We start from the raw sequence: 17,280 nt of genomic DNA on the forward strand, positions 1-17,280 counted from the left end.
TGGGGGTGCCCAACGTAAGGTATTGTGCACTCTTTGGTTTTTTTATTTCTGTTCCGCTATGGGACTGGACTGATACTTTATAATAACAAGTAGGTTACATTCTAAGTCTTGTTGTTAATTCCTTTGGACTCCAGGACTTGCTTATTTAGCATTTATAAATGCAATTCCTGTGCATTCAATTAAGCAGTAATTTAGCATCATTCAGTCTGTTAAGGCAAAGTGTCTTGAAGTCAGACCTGATTTCAAATCCTTTCATTATTTTCTATCAGTTAAATGGGCAATAAGAATGACACGTTAAGTTGCAGGCTAACCTTTCCGGAATTAATGGAAAGAAAAGCCACCGTCATAGGTAGCCTTAAGCAGTTGCTCTTGGAAAGGCAGGTAATCCACAACGGGTTCAGGTATAGATTTTATGGTTCTGATGAATTACTAGATCTGCTTATTACTTTCATCAAAACCGAAAGATTGTGCTGTGGGTTTTTCAAATTTAAAATTATGGTTTCCGACGGGGATTCACCTGTGTGGCTGGAACTGTCAGGACCGGAAGGTGTAAAAGAATTTATTCTCAATGAAATCGGGCTTTAAGCTGACCTAAACAAACCATGTTAACACTTTTCACCGGTACGTTATTGCTCAGCCTTCTTCATGGTCTCATCCCAAGCCACTGGATCCCGGTATTGGCACTGAAAGAAAAATTTGCATGGCCTGCTGCAAAAACTATTCGTGTGGCAATGTGGGCAGCCTTGGCACACTCCTTAAGTACTTTCATGTTGGGAGTATTGCTCGGCTTGTCCAGTTTGTCATTGGCAGATAATTTAACCAACTATACCCGTTGGGCTGTTCCGGTATTGCTAGTCATGCTTGGAATTTATTTTGTTGTCCAGCACCATAGGCATCAACACTTTCATGTCCAGGAAAAACAAAAGCTGGAAAAAGCAGGGCGTGGACAAGTGATCACCTTGCTCCTATTCGTGATGTTCCTGTCTCCCTGTCTAGAAATTGAGGCTTATTTTATAGTAGCAGGGACCTATGGCTGGGAAGCAATCCTTGGAATAGGACTTTTATACAGCCTGATATCCGTTGCGGGAATCACCCTTTGGGTCGCATTGGCGCAGAAAGGCTTGCACAGATTCAATTGGCACAGACTGGAGCACAACTCAGGGCTGATCTCGGGGGCAGTCCTAATCATCACCGGTATCATATCATTCTTTACTCATTAAAACATTGGAAATGGCACGAAACAAAAATATAAGACAAGATGAAAATCTGGAGCTGGACAAACTGGAAAAAGTAGCTGGGCAGCCTAAAATGAAAGATACACATAACCATGGTAAAGAAGATACTGGATGGAAATCCCATTGGGATTTGCTCTTCGCCCTGGTTCTCCTTATGGCATTGCTGGTTTTGGAATATGGTTTTAATCTTAATATTCCCGACATTCCTTTACTTGCCGTTAACCTTGTAGCTTACTTTCTTGCTGGTAGAACGGTATTGCATCTTGCTTGGAGAAAGTCCAAAAGAGGTGATTTTTTTAATGAATTTGTCTTGATGAGTGTAGCCACAATAGGTGCATTTATCATTGGTGAGTATGAAGAGGGGGTGGCTGTAATGGTATTCTATCAGATCGGTGAGTGGTTCCAGGACTCGGCAGTGAACAGGGCAAAGAGAAGTATAAAAGCATTGTTGGACATAAGGCCGGATGAAGTAACTGTGTTGCGGAATGGTAAGGCCCATGTTAGCAACCCCGCGGAAGTAGAATTAGGAGAAAGTATTCAGGTTAAACCTGGTGAAAAAGTAGCGCTGGATGGAGAGCTTGTCTCCGTGACCGCTTCGTTTAACACAGCCGCGTTGACTGGGGAAAGCAAACCTGATACAAAGTACAAAGGCGAACAGGTGCTGGCAGGAATGATCAACTTGAATACCCTTGCTGAAGTGAAGGTAACGGCACTTTTCAGGGATAGTAAGCTCAGTAAAATCCTTGAAATGGTTCAGGATGCAACGGCACGAAAATCTCAGACACAGCTTTTTATTTCACGGTTTGCCAAAATTTATACGCCCATCGTGTTTTTCTTAGCCCTTGCACTTTGTTTATTACCTTATTTTTTTGTCACTGACTACGTTTTCAGAGAATGGTTTTATAGATCCTTGGTATTCTTGGTGATCAGTTGTCCCTGTGCACTGGTTGTTTCAATACCTTTGGGCTATTTTGGGGGTATTGGCCTGGCCTCAAGGAATGGAATACTGTTCAAGGGCGGAAATTACCTGGACGTCATGACCCAGGTTAAAACAGTGGTTATGGACAAAACAGGTACATTAACAAAAGGAGTATTTAAAGTTCAGCATGTAGTAACCCAGGAATTAGAAAAAGACCAACTGATAAAAATAGCAGCAGCACTGGAAAAAAACTCCACACATCCCATTGCTAAGGCAGTAACAGACTATGCAAATAAAGATTACGAAAGTTTACATGTCACTGATATTGAAGAGGTAGCGGGTCATGGGTTAAAAGGAACGGTGGATGGCAAAGATGTGCTGGCAGGAAATCTGAAATTATTAAAGAAATATGGTGTCGCATATCCAGAAGAAGCAGAGAGGGTAACCGACACGATTGTTGTGGTGGCCATTGATCAAAAATACAGCGGCTACATCACCATTGCCGATGAAATAAAAGAAGATGCCTATCAGGCTATCAGGGAGATGCACAACTTAAATATTAAAACAGTTATGCTTTCTGGTGATAAGCAAACCGTAGTAGATCAGGTAGCGAAATTGTTAGGTATTGATGATGCTTTTGGTGGACTGCTTCCGGACGGGAAAGTAGATAAAGTTGAAAATCTCAAAAAAGAAGGACACAAACTGGCTTTTGTCGGAGATGGTGTCAACGATGCACCCGTTATCGCCCTGGCTGATGTTGGTATTGCAATGGGCGGTCTGGGCAGCGATGCAACCATAGAAACAGCTGATGTGGTCATTCAAAATGACAAGCCTTCCAAAATACCAGTAGCTATAAAGGTAGGAAAAGTGACCCGCAACATTGTCTGGCAGAATATCATATTGGCAATGACTGTTAAAGTGGTTGTTCTTGCATTGGGGGCCGGAGGTGTTGCTTCATTATGGGAAGCCGTAATAGCTGATGTTGGTGTGGCTTTGCTGGCAATTTTAAATGCTGTAAGAATACAACAAAAGAAACTTTAATATCATTAATTTCTATTTTGATATAGATATAAGGAAGAAATGAATTAAGGGCTTAGGTAGTGGCTAGGTTAGGTCAAAAGTGAGTGAAAAAAAGTGGTTTTTATTGCGCTTTTTTTTATCTGCTGGAGTCAAATATTTTGATATTTCAGAAAAAGAAACTGGATTCAAGTAGATCATAAATAACAGCTAAGCAGTGGCAAAAAAAGATAATAGTATTAGGACGGCCTTTTTCTTGAATCTAGCCTTTACGGTGTTAGAAGTTACAGGTGGTTTGATTTCGGGCAGTATCGCTATTTTGGCAGACTCTCTCCATGATTTTGCTGACAGCCTTTCACTGGGTGCAGGCTGGTACTTCGAAAAGAAATCCAGGAAAGGAAGTACGGATAAATATTCTTATGGATATGCCCGGTTTTCGTTATTGGGAGCGATGATAAACGCGGTGACATTATTACTCGGATCAATCTATATAGTTTATGCATCTATTGACCGAATAATAAATCCACAGAACCCTGATGCATATTGGATGCTTGGCATTTCATTTTTGGGTATAGCCTTAAATGGAATCGGTGTTTGGAAGTTGAAATCCGGTAAATCGATGAACAAACAGGTTATGATGATTCATCTTTTAGAGGATGCTCTTGGATGGGTTGCTGTTCTTGTTGGGAGCATTGTCATGTTGCTATTTGATGTTCCAATATTGGATCCTATTCTGGCCATTGTTATTAACCTTACTGTTCTTGTATTTGCTATGCATAAACTGGTACAGGCACTAAAAATACTGCTTCAAAAAGTTCCGAAGAACATCAATCTCCCTGAACTTCGTCAAAAAATACTTTGCCTGGACAAAGTTAAAGATGTAGAGCATTTACATATATGGTCGCTAACGGAGGAAAAAGCTGTGGTCACTGCACATGTTATAGTTTCAGACATTCGATTATTATCGGATTCAAGTGCTATAAAAGAGCAGATTCATGCAATTTTAAGCGATATAGATACCGAACATATCAACATTGATCTGAAGAGTTCTGATTGATAATATATATTTAAATCTTAAAAATCTTGCAGTCAAAAGATAAGCTAGTCAACATGCAAAAAACAATCTTTGAGATAACCAAAATGGACTGCCCTTCGGAGGAGAATCTTATCAGGATGAATTTGGACGATATTTCCAGTATTGAGAATTTGGAATTTGATATTCCTAACCGGAAACTGACAGTTTTTCATCAAGGGGAAATTGAAGCAATCGAAAAGTCTATTGTGGGCTTAAATTTAGGAGGAAGGAAAATTTCCACTGTACAGACTGACCAAACGGTCTTTAAAGAACACACTCACCAAAAAAAGTTACTATGGTCTGTCCTTGCAATAAACTTCGCATTTTTTCTAATCGAAATGACCACGGGAATTATTTCCAAATCTATGGGGCTGGTTGCCGATAGCTTGGATATGCTTGCGGACAGCTTTGTTTATGGGATTAGTCTATTTGCAGTGGGGGGAACAGTATATAGGAAAAAGCGGATTGCTAAATGGGCTGGATATTTTCAAATCATCCTTGCGATTATCGGTTTTGTAGAGGTATTAAGAAGATTTTTTGGAGTCGAGAAGCTTCCGGATTTTTCAACAATGATTATTGTATCAATTCTTGCCCTCATGGCGAACGGAATTTGCCTTTACCTGTTGCAAAAATCGAAAAGCAAAGAAGAGGCTCATATGAAAGCAAGTATGATTTTTACTTCAAATGATGTGATTATTAATTTAGGTGTAATTGCCGCAGGCCTATTAGTTCATTGGCTAGAATCCAGTACGCCTGATCTGGTTATAGGAACAATAGTTTTTGTCCTGGTTGTTCAAGGGGCATTTAGAATTTTAAAAGTGAGCAAGTAGAAAAATATGAAGTGATTTTATTCGAAATAACGGTAGGTAAGGATTATTTCAGACTAAGCAAAAATATTTGATTTTAGGATATTGACGTTGCAGAGTATTGGATTTTTAGAACAAAAATAAAAATGTATTTAAGCATTTGCTTAAATACGAAGTCTTCTTATTTTTGTATTCATGGATATCATTTCTTGTATTAGGCAACAAGCGGACGTTGAACAACTAAACCGATGCAAAAGCCGAGTTTTTGAGCTTCACGAATCCTTCGACTATTTATCAAAGGGACTTGAGCTGGCTGGGAATAAGGTCAGGTTGAAAATTCTTTTCCTGCTTTATGAAGAGAAACAACTATGTGTATGTGATTTGAGTGATATTCTAGGAATGACCATATCGGCAATTTCTCAACACCTCAGGAAACTCAAAAATCAGAAGGTCATCGAAGCTGAAAGACAAGCGCAAACTATTTTCTACTCCTTAGCTGAAGAGTATAAAATCCTGCTTAAACCGATATTCACATTAATTGAGGAAAATAAAGTTTTCGAAACTGTATGAAGAAAGATAATACACTAATCGGGGCAGGAATTCTATCATCCTTTACGGCTTCCATATGTTGCATTACTCCTGTTTTTGCTCTTGTCGCGGGGACAAGTGGAATCGCATCCACTTTTTCCTGGCTTGAACCAGCAAGACCTTACTTTATTGCTTTTACAATTTTGACACTTGGTTTTGCTTGGTATCAGATTTTGAAACCTAAAAGAGATGCGGATTGCTATTGCGAAACGCCGACTAAACCGAAGTTGATTGAAACCAAAACATTTTTGGGTATTTTGACTGCATTTGCCATGCTCATGCTTGTCTTTCCCAGTTACTCACACATCTTCTACCCCAAGACAGGAAGCCAGACGGAACTGGTTGACAATTTCAATCTTCAGACCGTAGAGTTTTCTATCAACGGGATGACATGCGCAAGTTGCGAAGAACATGTAAACCATGAAGTGAATAAACTTTCTGGGATAATTAACTCGACCACATCATATGATAACGGAAATGCGGTTATACAGTTTGACAGCTTAAAAACGAATGTTTCTGAAATCGAAACAGCAATAAAAAGAACAGGATACGAAGTAACAGACAGAAAGGAAAAGTAAATAGTATGAATGCTCTATTAAAATCAATAATCACGTGCCCTGAGTGCGGAAATCAAAAAGAAGAAGCCATGCCGACAGACGCCTGTCAATTCTTTTATGAATGTGAGAATTGTAAAAAGGTATTGAAACCTAAGAAGGGAGATTGCTGTGTTTATTGCTCCTATGGAACAGTGCCGTGTCCTCCTATTCAAGAAAATAAGGCATGTTGTTCTTAAACATTGAAAAATTTAAAAATTGTCAGCCCCTATTTATCTAACAGAGTAATATCTGGTCTTACAAATTTTTCAATTCATTAGGGTTTGCAATTCTAAATCATTTTTAACCATCAATTGCAAGTAGTCATTTTTTCCTTTATCCAGCTTTTTTGTCTCTGCACCGTGTTGTAAGAGCAGTTTTATGCACTCGACTTGGTGGAATTTATTTACTGTATCGTTTGATTGTAATGAATGAATTGCCCAGCCAAGCGGGGTGCTATTATGTGTTTTGTCTTGTCCATCAATTTCGGCCCCAGACCTTATTAGCCGGTCGACTAATTTATCCCTACCACAAAATGATGCCCAGTGTAGTGCAGTTTCACCATTGTTTTGATATGTATAATGAATGTCGGCACCACTTTCAATATAAAATATTCCGAGTTTTTCAGCGTGAAGACTGGCTGCAGCAAGAATGGGAGTTCCACCACCATTAATTTTGTCGCCATCTATTTTTGCTCCATTTTCTAAGAGAATCTTTGCAAATATGATTCCATCATCATCCGAAATTTTTCTCGCAAAAATAGCATCAAATCCTATGAAGTGGGTGTTCTTTTTGTCTACAGAAAAAATCAAAAGGAATCGTAATTCCTTCATTGGCAAGATTAGGATTTTCTGAAAGTAATTTAGCCAGTACCTGAAAATCTTTTCTCTCAATCAATTTTTTGACCTTTTGTGTAAAGATTGTCATTTTAAAGGGGTTAAGGCTTCAAATCAAAGTCTTGAAAAATCGTCTCCATTTTCTTTCTCAGCAATCATGTCCTTTGTTGCCAAGTCCATCTTTCCCTTTATAGGGGTTAATTGGCATTTTCTCCTTCGCTAAAGAAGAAATATATCACTTAGAGCATCGTAATAAAACTAGTTGTCCTTCTACCTTGAAATAGTACAGCCGATAGCTTTGGTCTGTGTCACAGCCGGAGAATTGCCGGCTAGAAGAGATTCTACTGCAGCTTCCACATATTTTTTCTGAACTGCCGCTTGATTCTTTGCATTATCATCTATAGCTCCGATGTAGGCGACTTTATTCCCTTCATCAGTTTTATCTAAAACGTAAACATGTGGGGTGTTTGTAGCTCCATATTGAGGGAAAATCTTTTGGCCCACATCCAGCAGATAAGGAAAAGTGTATCCTTTCTCTTGGGCCTGTTTTTGCATGTTCTCAAAACTGTCGGATTCATATTTCTCAGGGTCTGTAGGATTGATGGCAATCACTGGGAACCCTTTAGCTTTATACTTTTTGTCTAGGGCGATGATACGCTCTTCGTAAGCTTGGGAAAACGGACAATGATTACAGGTGAAGACTATTATAAATCCTTTTGCCTCTTTATAATTGGCAAGGGAAACCATCTTTCCATCCACATTCTTCAGATTAAAATCTGTTGCCAGGTCACCGATTTGGTAACCATTTTCAACTAAAATTTCAGAATTTACAGCAGCTCTTTTTGGGTTGTATTTGAAATCATCACTAGCAATCTCAGCTTGTTGAAGAGATAGGATTGCAAGTAGTTTTATGGAAATAAAATTTAGGATGCCCATATTAGTTTGAAGTTAATAATTGATCTATAGATTTCTGCAATTCTTCGTAAGTGACCGGACCATTATGAAAAACCCTTTTTGATCCAGAGTATACTAAAGTTGCCGGTACGGCACCAGACCATGTTGAATCCACCTGGGGAATCCACGCGTTCGGATCCGCCTCATCCAAGACGAGGATCCTGGACTGCAGGTTCATTTTTTTAGCGAAGGGTATTAGTTGTGGAGAGATTTTGTCGGGAAAATCCAAGCTGGCCAATACCACTTTTAATTTTCTGTCTTTATACTCCTGCCCGATCTGTTCTATTTCCGGCAATTCTTTAATGCAGGGTTTACACCAAGTAGCCCAGAAATTGACCACATAAATACTGTCATTATCCCGTTGGAGAAACGGCTTGAAGTTTTCAAAATCATAAATTCCCACTTCCATCCCATCATGTTGGATGACTTGAGTAGGTGTCCCTTCAGAATAAGGCTGATTAGCGAGGCGCTCTGATTCATTGTCTTTCCCCTTACAAGCATATGCAATAAGAAGACTTATGATTATAAACTTTAAATTCCGCATTTTTCAAATTTGAGATTGCAAGTTACAAACTTTACGCATTATGAATTTCTTTGGATCTTCAACAACAGCTGTGAGGTGAGTGCCAGTATTGGCAATATTGTCAAGCAGCCTTAGTCATTTCTTGCATTTTCACGCTACTAACTTCTTCCTACATCAAGGGGGTCATAAAAATGACACTCAGATGATATTCAACTCCAACAGGCACGGCAGAAGCATTCAATAAAGAGAAATTAGATGCAGGAAGCAGATCAGGGGCAATTCATTGAAGTAGTGGAAACCGAACTTCTCGGGCTACACGAAGGGGATTTTGTACGATACCGCATCAAGCCATCCGAATTTTCAGCATGGAAAAAGTATTGGGTTTCTTAGTACGATCAATATAAAAAAGGACAAAAAGTGGGACAGATTCTGGGACAATTTGAAGCAAATGAAATTGATTTGATTGGACAAACCGCACCAGAAACCCTATAAAACACAAAAAGTTGACCGTAAAACGGTCAACTAATTGCTTAGTAGCGGGAACAGGACTCGAACCTGTGACCTTCGGGTTATGAGCCCGACGAGCTACCAACTGCTCCATCCCGCGATATATTTTTAATTCTAAGAATTTCTAACTTAAAAGCCCTTTTGGCTGCCAATCCCGTTTCTGGCGACTGGCCTTCTCCGATATTGTGGTACAAAGGTAAGGAGAAACTCTACAAAATCAAGTACCTTTGTAAAAATTTTCTACAATGGATTCACAAAAACATCAAGCAGGCTTCGTCAACATCATCGGAAAACCAAATGTAGGCAAGTCCACATTGATGAATATCCTTGTGGGTGAGCGCCTTTCGATCATTACCTCCAAAGCCCAGACTACCCGACATAGAATTATCGGGTTGACAAATTCCGACAAATATCAAATTGTTTTTTCAGATACACCCGGAATACTCAAGCCCCAGTACGAACTTCAGAAGAACATGATGAGCTTCGTAAACATCTCCCTGGAAGATGCGGACATCATTCTTTTTGTCACGGATCTTTTCGAAACGGATGCAGACATTGAGCACGTGATCGAGAAAATCAATGAATCCGGAGTCCCCGTCTTGTTGGTTATCAACAAAATTGATCTAGCCAAACCAGGCCAACTGGAAGAAATAACCACCTATTGGACTTCTAGGATCAAGTCTGAATTGGTTATTCCTATTTCTGCAGGGGAAAAATTCAATACTGAAAAAATCATGCAGGAAATCCTTGATAGACTTCCTGAGCATCCTGCTTTTTACGACAAAGCGGAACTTTCTGACAGATCTGAACGGTTCTTTGCCTCTGAGATCATCCGGGAGAAAATCTTTGAGAATTACAAAAAAGAAATCCCTTACAGCTCCGAAGTCTCTATCGAAGATTTCAAAGTAAAAAAAAATATAATCAGCATCCGCGCGATCATATACGTGGAGAGAGATAGCCAAAAAGGCATTATCATAGGAGACAAAGGTGCTGCACTAAAAAAAGTGGGGATACAGGCCCGGGAAGAACTAGAAAAGTTCTTCGGCAAAAAAGTCTTTCTCGAAACCTTCGTGAAGGTGGAGCAGGACTGGAGAAAAAATAAACTAAAACTGAAAAAATTTGGGTACGACCCAACCTGATCATGGCAAATATAGTAGCGATAGTAGGACGGCCTAACGTGGGCAAATCTACTCTTTTCAACCGACTGGTGGAAGAAAGAAAGGCGATTGAAGATAACATGAGCGGAGTAACACGTGATCGTCACTACGGTCATGCGCAATGGGCAGGCAAGTTTTTTTCAGTGATAGACACAGGAGGATACGTCACAGGTTCAGAAGACATGTATGAGGCCGAGATCCGTAAGCAGGTGAAACTTGCCATCGAGGAAGCGGATGTAATTCTTTTCATTGTCGATTGTCACACCGGCCTTACCGATCTTGACAGCGAATTCGCCAAAGAGCTTAGAAGCTCCAAAAAACCCATCTATGTGGTCGCCAATAAGGCTGACAACCAGGAAAAAAGTTTCGCCGCGCATGAATTTTACGCATTGGGTGTAAGTGACTATGAGGTTTACCCAATCGCTTCTGCCAGTGGCAGTGGCACCGGAGAGCTTTTAGATGAGATGATTAAACATTTCGAGGAGGACGGGGTTGAAGATCCGGACGCAGACACTCCAAAGATTTCCATTCTCGGAAGGCCAAACGTTGGAAAATCATCTTTCCTGAATGCATTGATCGGCAAAGACCGCTCCATCGTAACAGATGAAGCCGGAACTACCAGAGATTCTATCCATACCAGATATCAGCTTTTTGGGCAGGATTTCATCATCACGGATACTGCCGGAATCCGGAAAAAATCCAAGGTAACAGAGGATGTGGAATTCTACTCTGTCATGCGTTCTTTAAGGACTTTGGAGGAATCAGACGTAGTCATGGTCATGGTGGATGCCACCCGGGGGCTTGAATCCCAGGACATGAACTTGATTTCTCTCGCCATCAAAAACAACAAAGGTGTAATGATCATGGTAAACAAATGGGATTTGATCGAAAAAGACCATAAAACCATGGGTAAAATCAAGGATGACATGCTTGAGAAATTGGGCGAAAACAAATGGATTCCGATCATCTTCACTTCCGTGCTTGAAAAGCAGCGAATCTTTCAGGCGATTGAGCTGGCGGTGAAAGTATACGAAAACAAAACCCGTAGAATCCCCACTTCCAAGCTTAATGACGTCATGCTTGCCGAAATCGAAAGATACCCCCCGCCTGCATGGAAAGGAAAGTACATTAAGATTAAATACTCCACCCAACTTCCAACTAAAAACCCAGTCTTCGCATTCTTCTGTAACCTCCCCCAATACATCAAATCTCCCTATACAAGATACCTGGAAAACAGGCTCCGGGAAAACTTTGATTTTGAAGGAGTTCCGGTGAAAATTATTTACAAAAACAAATAAATATATTTAAACGGACTATTGTTTTTTTAAACAAAACTGTAATACCTTTGCTTTGTAATTAAGAAAACCACAAAAAATGAAAAAGGTATTTGCAATTTTCGCAATCGCTAGCATGTTCGCTGTTGCTTCATGCGGTAACAAAGAAGTTAAAGAAGAGACTGTTGAGACTATCGAGGTAGTTGAAGAGCCTGTTGTAGAGGAGGAAATCATTATCGAAGAAGCTGATACTACTGTAGTAGTTGAAGAGACTGTCGAAGCTGTTGAGCCTGCTCAATAATTCTTTCCTTTCTAAAAGTATTGAGTCCCGCTTATGCGGGACTTTTTTTTGTATTTTTCGGTATGAGCAGTTCGGAAAAACTAAAGGAAATATTAGCACAGAAACTTCCTTTAACAGCAGTAAATTACGCAGTTGACCTTTGGGAAAAAGAACCCTTTTCATTTAAAACCACCGTTAGCCGCAAATCCAAGCTGGGAGACTTCAGATACAGAAGAGACCGTCAAATCCAGACTATCACGATCAACTCGGATCTTAACCCTTACCAATTCCTCTTAACCTATATCCATGAAGTAGCACACCTCCATGCCTTCCTGAGGTTTGGAATCGAAATCCCTCCGCACGGGGCAGAGTGGAAATCAACTTTTCAACAGTTAATGTCCCCCATTCTATCCACCGAATTTTTCCCAATAGACTTATTGATCCCTTTGCGCAAACACATGAAAAACCCGAAAGCCAGCTCAGCTGCGGATCTTTTTCTAATGAAGGAAATGAGCAAATACGATGACAAAAGTAGCAACCCGGAGATTGTTTTCCTGTCCGATATAATGCTAGGAAACCGGTTTTTGCTCTCTGGAAGGGAATTTGAAAAGGGGGAAACACGAAGAACCAGAGTCCTGTGCATGGAAATAAAATCGGGCAGAAAGTATTTGATAGCCCAACTGGCCAAAGTAAAACTGATTAATTAATCGCGCTCTTCCCCAATTTGGTTTTCAGGCTGGGAAAAATCTTTCGGCTGAGGCAGATCTTTCAGGGAATTTATCCCAAAGTATTCCATAAACTTATCCGAAGTGCCGTATAAAACAGGTCTGCCCAATCCTTCCGACTTACCCTTGATATCAACCAGCTCTTTTTCTAACAGCTTCTGTACTGAGTAATCACTATTTACACCTCTGATTTGCTCGATGTCACCCTTGGTCACCGGCTGTTTGTAGGCAATAATCGACAAGGTTTCCAGTTGAGCCGTTGACAGTCTCTTCTGCGACTGTTGCCGCAGAAGAATACCAATCGAGGTTTGATAAGCAGGTTTGGTCAAGAACTGATACCCACCCCCCATGTGCTCCAATTGAAAAGAAAATTCTTCCGATTGATATTTTTCGATTAAGTCATTAATTGCCTGATCCACATGCTCATTGGGAATTTCGGCCTCAAACATTTCACTCAGACACTTTACTATCTCTGCCTTGGGCAAAGGCACGGGGGCGCAAAAAATCAATGCTTCAATATGTCTATGGAGAAAATCCAAAGCTTATTTTTTAGCAAGTTTTGCCTCTATGGAGTGCATCGTATGCGGAACCGCCATTAATCGCTCCTTTGAAATCAGTTTACCCGTGTCCACACAAACCCCATAGGTGCCATTCTTAATTCGGATCAATGCATTCTCCAGGTTATAGATGAACTTCTGCTGTCTTGCTGCAAGCTGGTTTTGGCTTTCGCGCTCCAACGTATCTGCGCCGTCTTCAAGCAGTTTTGAAGTTGAGGCAGTAAAATCAGTTCCACTGTCATTCTTTTTACTCAAAGATTCTTTCAATGAAAGCAGCTCTTCCTTTGCACTTTCAAGTTTCTTCTGAATAATTACTTCGAATTCCTTTAACTCTTCCGGAGAATATGCGGTCTTTTCTTCCTTGCTCATAGCCTGCTAAAATTAGATAATAGTAATGGGACGGATCTTTTTAGAATTAGTTCTCTAAAATACATGTACGTGTTGGATTTCCAAGGATTCTAAAGCCCGCTTTTACCCGAAAATCATGTGATATTTTGTTTACCAACTGCTACACAAAAGTCTGGGATGATCTAATCTAAAAGCGGATTGCCAGGGGATAAAACTCAAATCAACTTTCAAAAATCTGATAATCAACACCCTACATGCTTTTAAAATTATTACTCCTATCGAATTAATAGAGGATATTTTCCGGCAGGCTACACTTTAAGATTAAGCACAGTATATCTAGAGATGTGAAAAAATCATTCTACCGACATCTATTTTTTTCCTGTAAGTTGATTTATGACGCTAAAGACAAAAAAGCCATCATGCGACGGCTTTTTCCTCCAATATCATTTTTTTCAGTCTGCTCTGGAGAACCAACGCGTCGATGTCTATCCGATACTTCATATTCAAGTACTGCATAACCTCCTTAAGGTCTTTGCCATTCTGCAGGTGAATTGTCTGCAGGGCTTGGGTGATTAGGTCTTTTTCCATGGGTTTTGGGTGTTGTGTACCTTAAGATAGTGTTTTCTGTTTTTGATCCTGCTAATGAAGCCGAAAAAAATTTAAGTTTTGTAACAATGACTATGGTTTTGCAGCACCCCTGCCTCTCTGGACAAATCCTATAATTCTACCAAAAGTATCCGTGTCCGTACCGGTGAGCTTCCCTTGGCTATCAGTTCCCGTCTAAGTAAAATCCTGCCACACCTACTACTTTATTTTGGAAAGAAGAAGTACCTCTCAGCTCATTTGTGCAGCAATTAAACAAATATTCATCCAGGTATTATATCCATTCCATTTACTTTTAAATTCACGGCCCGGTTTGTCACCCTGAGTATGTTTGGAATTACCCTCCATGAAAACAGAGAAATAGATCAATTGCCAAATAAAAAATAAGACAATCATGCATTAGTCAACTAAAAAACACCTACTAAAGCTAGGAATCAAAATGATGTAGAATTATTCTTTTTGTTGAATTTCATAGGCTTTTGGTTAAAATATTTGGGTGGCGGGTCTGAAATTGAATCTGTAGCCCTTACTTTTGTGCTTCAAAAATTTTCAACAACTTCTTTAAATCTGATGAAATCGAGCACAGCGCGGGTGACACACAAGATGATGGTTATCCTGCATGCTAGATTCCATATGGTCTTTAAAAAACAAATTACAATCAGATGAAATTAGCAGTGGTAGGAGCTACCGGCTTGGTAGGCTCAGAAATCCTAGAGGTGCTCGCCGAGCACAATTTCCCTTTTGACGAACTTCTATTAGTCGCCAGTGAGCGATCAGTAGGCAAACAGATCGCATACAAGGGAAAACCCTACACTGTTATCGGGCTTGCGGAAGCCGTTTCATTAAAACCAGAAGTAGCGATATTTTCCGCAGGAGGAAGCACTTCCACAGAGTGGGCTCCCAAGTTTGCTGAGGCAGGTACCATCGTCATCGACAATTCCTCTGCATGGAGAATGGATCCTACAAAAAAATTGATCGTTCCGGAAATCAACGCAAAAGAATTGACCAAGGAAGATAAGATCATCGCAAATCCAAACTGCTCTACTATCCAGATGGTATTGGCTCTGGAGCCTTTGCGCCAGCGCTATGGCATCAAAAGAGTGGTGGTGTCCACCTACCAATCTGTGACAGGCACAGGTAAGGCAGCAGTGGATCAGATGATGGCGGAGCGTGCGGGAGAAAGTGCCGAAATGGTCTACCCTCACAAAATTGACATGAACGTGCTTCCCCATATCGATGTGTTCCAGGCAAACGGCTACACCAAGGAGGAAATGAAAATGATCAACGAAACCAAGAAAATATTCAGTGATAATACAATCCAGGTAACAGCAACTACAGTGAGAATCCCTACTATGGGCGGACACTCTGAGGCAGTTAATGTGGAATTCAAAGAAGACTTTGACCTGGTCGAGGTTCGGCAGTTGCTGGAAGCTACACCTGGTGTAATCGTTCAGGATGACCCGGCAAACTTCATCTACCCAATGCCGATCACCGCGCATAAAAAAGACGAGGTATTCGTAGGCCGCCTGAGAAGAGACGAGTCACAGGCAAATACGCTGAATATGTGGATTGTAGCTGACAACCTTAGAAAGGGCGCTGCTACCAATGCCGTGCAAATCGCTGAATACGCGCTAGCAAATGGTTTGATTTAATGGATTTGTCCCATTATCACCGGGCAGACTTCCAACAATTTGTGCAGGATCATCTTAGGGAAGATCCTGCACTTTTGCTTTTCAGGCATCAAGGCAAAGTTGATTTCGACCTAAAAGCCGCAGTCCAGCAGATCGCTGCCCGTCAAAAAGCCACCAAGAAACTTACTTCCTGGGCTTCAAACCCAAACTTGATTTTCCCTACATCGATCCCATTGGAGCAAAGCTCATCGGAGCTGACGGCAGATTTTAAGGCCAGGGGAAGAACTGGCAAGCTTATGATTGATCTCACTGGCGGCTTTGGTGTTGACTGCTATCATATTGGTAAGCGATTCGAAAAAGCTATTTATTGTGAGCGGGAAGAGGAATTGGCAGCTATAGCAGCCTACAATTTAGAACTGCTGGAAGCTGGAAAATTCGAGATCGTAAAAGGAGATGGATTAGATTTTTTGGCTCAAACAGAACAGCATTTTGACTTAATCTATGCAGATCCTGCACGAAGAGGAAAAGACAATCAGAAGCTATACAAGCTTCAGGACTGTGAGCCAGATGTAGTAAGCGCATGGGAAATGATGAAAAGCAAGGCTGATTCGATTTTGCTGAAAGTATCTCCGATGCTCGACATATCACAGGCAATTTCAGAGCTCGTGGATATCCAGAAAGTACAGGTACTATCCGTGAAAAACGAAGTGAAAGAACTGCTTTTGCACTGGGACAAAAGTATTTCTGAACCGCATTTGAAAATAGAAGCGATTGATCTGGGTGACAGGGAAAGTAGCTTTTCATTTGAACTAGGCGAAGAAACCGGGATCAATTCAACATTTGGAGAAGTAGCCAATTATTTAATTGAGCCATTTTCAGGAATTTTGAAAGCCGGAGCATTCAAAATTTTTGGGGAAAGATTTGGCCTGAAGAAACTCGATCCCAATAGTCATTTATACACTTGCGCTGAAGTGCAAACTGATATCCCTGCTCGGGTCTTCAAAGTAATCCAAGAGGTACAGCCGAAGAAACCCGAAATTAAAAAGCTATTTCCCTCAGGAAAGGTGAATGTAATTACCCGGAATTACGCCTCGGGTTCTGAAGTGCTGAAGAAAAAATTAGGAGTGAAAGACGGTGGAGAAGACTTTTTGATCGGCACAAAGACCCAAAGCGGCTTCAAGGTCATTTGGTGTAGGCTGGCAAAGCCGGAATAAAACAAAGTAGTAGGATTTAAGTTTTTAATTTTTTAATCGCGAATACCCATATTGCCACAACAATCCAAATGAAGCAACTGGAAAAAGCCTGAATAGGCCAGCTTCAGGAGAAGCAGTAAACATGTTGAACCTACTTTGCTGCTAAAAAGAAAAAAGTGAAGAATTACTCCTTCACTTCTTCATAATCGACGTATTCCCCGCCCTTAATATCCTTGTTAAACTTTTCTTTCCTCTGCTTTGGAACATAATCCACAACCACTTCATCCTTGGGAGCAGAAGCATGTCGCTGGGCACGTTGCTCCTCCCTGGCCACTTCGTTTACCTGTTGTGCAAATTTTGCCAATTTACTTCGAAGAAAATATCGGATTAGCTGGCCAAGAAGCCAGCCAATCCCTAAAAGAATAACTACAAATTTTAATAATCCGCCCATCGGCTCTG

22 protein-coding genes and 1 tRNA gene are annotated in these 17,280 nt (G+C 40.6%); 15 read left to right on the plus strand and 8 right to left on the minus strand.

Translation table 11 applies throughout. The annotated features are described in order from the left end of the window. Positions 1-324: 324 nt before the first annotated feature. The 8 genes from AS141_RS14885 to AS141_RS27115 all read left to right on the plus strand — a co-directional run bounded on the left by AS141_RS14885 (position 325) and on the right by AS141_RS27115 (position 6,433). Complete coding sequence (locus AS141_RS14885) at positions 325-585, plus strand: hypothetical protein (protein WP_157243483.1); 261 nt, start codon at positions 325-327, stop codon at positions 583-585. 17 nt (positions 586-602) lie between these two features. Beyond that, entirely contained in the window at positions 603-1,220 is a 618-nt protein-coding gene (locus AS141_RS14890; RefSeq protein ID WP_057938477.1) for a hypothetical protein, read from the plus strand. Between the two features lie 10 nt (positions 1,221-1,230). Then, positions 1,231-3,195, plus strand: a complete 1,965-nt coding sequence (locus AS141_RS14895; RefSeq protein ID WP_087149426.1) for a heavy metal translocating P-type ATPase — start codon at positions 1,231-1,233, stop codon at positions 3,193-3,195. A gap of 193 nt (positions 3,196-3,388) precedes the next feature. Further along, on the plus strand, positions 3,389-4,228 hold the full coding sequence (locus tag AS141_RS14900) for a cation diffusion facilitator family transporter (RefSeq protein WP_057938478.1): 840 nt from the start codon (positions 3,389-3,391) through the stop codon (positions 4,226-4,228). Between the two features lie 53 nt (positions 4,229-4,281). Then, positions 4,282-5,076: a cation transporter gene (locus AS141_RS14905; RefSeq protein WP_057938479.1), complete on the plus strand. Its 795-nt coding sequence runs from the start codon at positions 4,282-4,284 to the stop codon at positions 5,074-5,076. A gap of 171 nt (positions 5,077-5,247) precedes the next feature. Then, positions 5,248-5,622: an ArsR/SmtB family transcription factor gene (locus AS141_RS14910; protein WP_057938480.1), complete on the plus strand. Its 375-nt coding sequence runs from the start codon at positions 5,248-5,250 to the stop codon at positions 5,620-5,622. Then, positions 5,619-6,218, plus strand: a complete 600-nt coding sequence (gene merTP / locus AS141_RS14915) for a mercuric transport protein MerTP (protein WP_057938481.1) — start codon at positions 5,619-5,621, stop codon at positions 6,216-6,218. Before AS141_RS14910 ends, merTP begins: the two co-directional genes overlap by 4 nt. Before the next feature lie 5 nt (positions 6,219-6,223). After that, positions 6,224-6,433, plus strand: a complete 210-nt coding sequence (locus tag AS141_RS27115) for a GDCCVxC domain-containing (seleno)protein (RefSeq protein WP_082632308.1) — start codon at positions 6,224-6,226, stop codon at positions 6,431-6,433. 69 nt (positions 6,434-6,502) lie between these two features. Here AS141_RS27115 and AS141_RS14920 read toward each other — a convergent pair whose 3' ends face one another. From AS141_RS14920 to AS141_RS14930, 3 genes are all read right to left on the minus strand, one after another. Then, positions 6,503-7,066 (minus strand): ankyrin repeat domain-containing protein, encoded by a 564-nt coding sequence (locus AS141_RS14920; protein ID WP_057938482.1) that lies wholly within the window; start codon positions 7,064-7,066, stop codon positions 6,503-6,505. Between the two features lie 273 nt (positions 7,067-7,339). Continuing rightward, a complete protein-coding gene (locus tag AS141_RS14925; RefSeq protein ID WP_082632309.1) occupies positions 7,340-8,005 on the minus strand; it encodes a thioredoxin family protein in 666 nt (221 codons plus the stop codon). A 1-nt stretch (position 8,006) separates the two neighbouring features. Further along, the gene (locus tag AS141_RS14930) at positions 8,007-8,567 is read right to left on the minus strand and encodes a TlpA family protein disulfide reductase (protein WP_057938483.1); all 561 of its coding nucleotides are present in this window, start codon (positions 8,565-8,567) and stop codon (positions 8,007-8,009) included. Positions 8,568-8,801: 234 nt separating this feature from the next. Between AS141_RS14930 and AS141_RS27230 the strand changes: the two genes are divergently transcribed. Continuing rightward, on the plus strand, positions 8,802-8,936 hold the full coding sequence (locus tag AS141_RS27230) for a hypothetical protein (protein WP_262481000.1): 135 nt from the start codon (positions 8,802-8,804) through the stop codon (positions 8,934-8,936). A gap of 144 nt (positions 8,937-9,080) precedes the next feature. On the opposite strand, the gene AS141_RS14935 is transcribed toward AS141_RS27230, so the two are convergent. Further along, a tRNA-Met gene (locus AS141_RS14935) sits at positions 9,081-9,153 on the minus strand. 145 nt (positions 9,154-9,298) lie between these two features. Here AS141_RS14935 and era point away from each other — a divergent pair. The 4 genes from era to AS141_RS14955 all read left to right on the plus strand — a co-directional run bounded on the left by era (position 9,299) and on the right by AS141_RS14955 (position 12,471). Beyond that, positions 9,299-10,192, plus strand: coding sequence for a GTPase Era (era, locus tag AS141_RS14940; RefSeq protein WP_057938484.1), 894 nt, complete (start codon positions 9,299-9,301; stop codon positions 10,190-10,192). A 2-nt stretch (positions 10,193-10,194) separates the two neighbouring features. Further along, the gene (gene der, locus AS141_RS14945; RefSeq protein WP_057938485.1) at positions 10,195-11,508 is read left to right on the plus strand and encodes a ribosome biogenesis GTPase Der; all 1,314 of its coding nucleotides are present in this window, start codon (positions 10,195-10,197) and stop codon (positions 11,506-11,508) included. 76 nt (positions 11,509-11,584) lie between these two features. Then, a complete protein-coding gene (locus tag AS141_RS14950; RefSeq protein ID WP_057938486.1) occupies positions 11,585-11,785 on the plus strand; it encodes a hypothetical protein in 201 nt (66 codons plus the stop codon). A gap of 62 nt (positions 11,786-11,847) precedes the next feature. After that, positions 11,848-12,471: a SprT-like domain-containing protein gene (locus tag AS141_RS14955; RefSeq protein WP_057938487.1), complete on the plus strand. Its 624-nt coding sequence runs from the start codon at positions 11,848-11,850 to the stop codon at positions 12,469-12,471. On the opposite strand, the gene scpB is transcribed toward AS141_RS14955, so the two are convergent. The 3 genes from scpB to AS141_RS26605 form a co-directional block, all read right to left on the minus strand. Then, the gene (gene scpB / locus AS141_RS14960) at positions 12,468-13,028 is read right to left on the minus strand and encodes an SMC-Scp complex subunit ScpB (protein ID WP_082632310.1); all 561 of its coding nucleotides are present in this window, start codon (positions 13,026-13,028) and stop codon (positions 12,468-12,470) included. The two genes, AS141_RS14955 and scpB, sit on opposite strands and share 4 nt — an antisense overlap. Positions 13,029-13,031: 3 nt before the next feature. Beyond that, positions 13,032-13,415, minus strand: coding sequence for a TraR/DksA family transcriptional regulator (locus AS141_RS14965; protein ID WP_057938489.1), 384 nt, complete (start codon positions 13,413-13,415; stop codon positions 13,032-13,034). A gap of 396 nt (positions 13,416-13,811) precedes the next feature. Further along, positions 13,812-13,982 (minus strand): hypothetical protein, encoded by a 171-nt coding sequence (locus AS141_RS26605; protein ID WP_157243484.1) that lies wholly within the window; start codon positions 13,980-13,982, stop codon positions 13,812-13,814. Between the two features lie 677 nt (positions 13,983-14,659). On the opposite strand from AS141_RS26605, the gene AS141_RS14975 reads away from it, so the two are divergent. Both AS141_RS14975 and AS141_RS14980 read left to right on the plus strand, forming a co-directional pair. Next, positions 14,660-15,649: an aspartate-semialdehyde dehydrogenase gene (locus AS141_RS14975; protein ID WP_057938491.1), complete on the plus strand. Its 990-nt coding sequence runs from the start codon at positions 14,660-14,662 to the stop codon at positions 15,647-15,649. Next, a complete protein-coding gene (locus AS141_RS14980; protein WP_057938492.1) occupies positions 15,649-16,842 on the plus strand; it encodes a class I SAM-dependent methyltransferase in 1,194 nt (397 codons plus the stop codon). The genes AS141_RS14975 and AS141_RS14980 overlap by 1 nt, the downstream gene beginning before the upstream one ends. Positions 16,843-17,005: 163 nt before the next feature. On the opposite strand, the gene AS141_RS14985 is transcribed toward AS141_RS14980, so the two are convergent. Then, positions 17,006-17,272 carry a DUF4834 family protein gene (locus AS141_RS14985; protein WP_057938493.1) on the minus strand — a complete coding sequence of 89 codons (267 nt, stop codon included), beginning with the start codon at positions 17,270-17,272 and terminating at the stop codon, positions 17,006-17,008. Positions 17,273-17,280 lie beyond the last annotated feature (8 nt).

This window comes from Algoriphagus resistens (assembly GCF_001442615.1).
Taxonomy (GTDB): domain Bacteria; phylum Bacteroidota; class Bacteroidia; order Cytophagales; family Cyclobacteriaceae; genus Algoriphagus; species Algoriphagus resistens.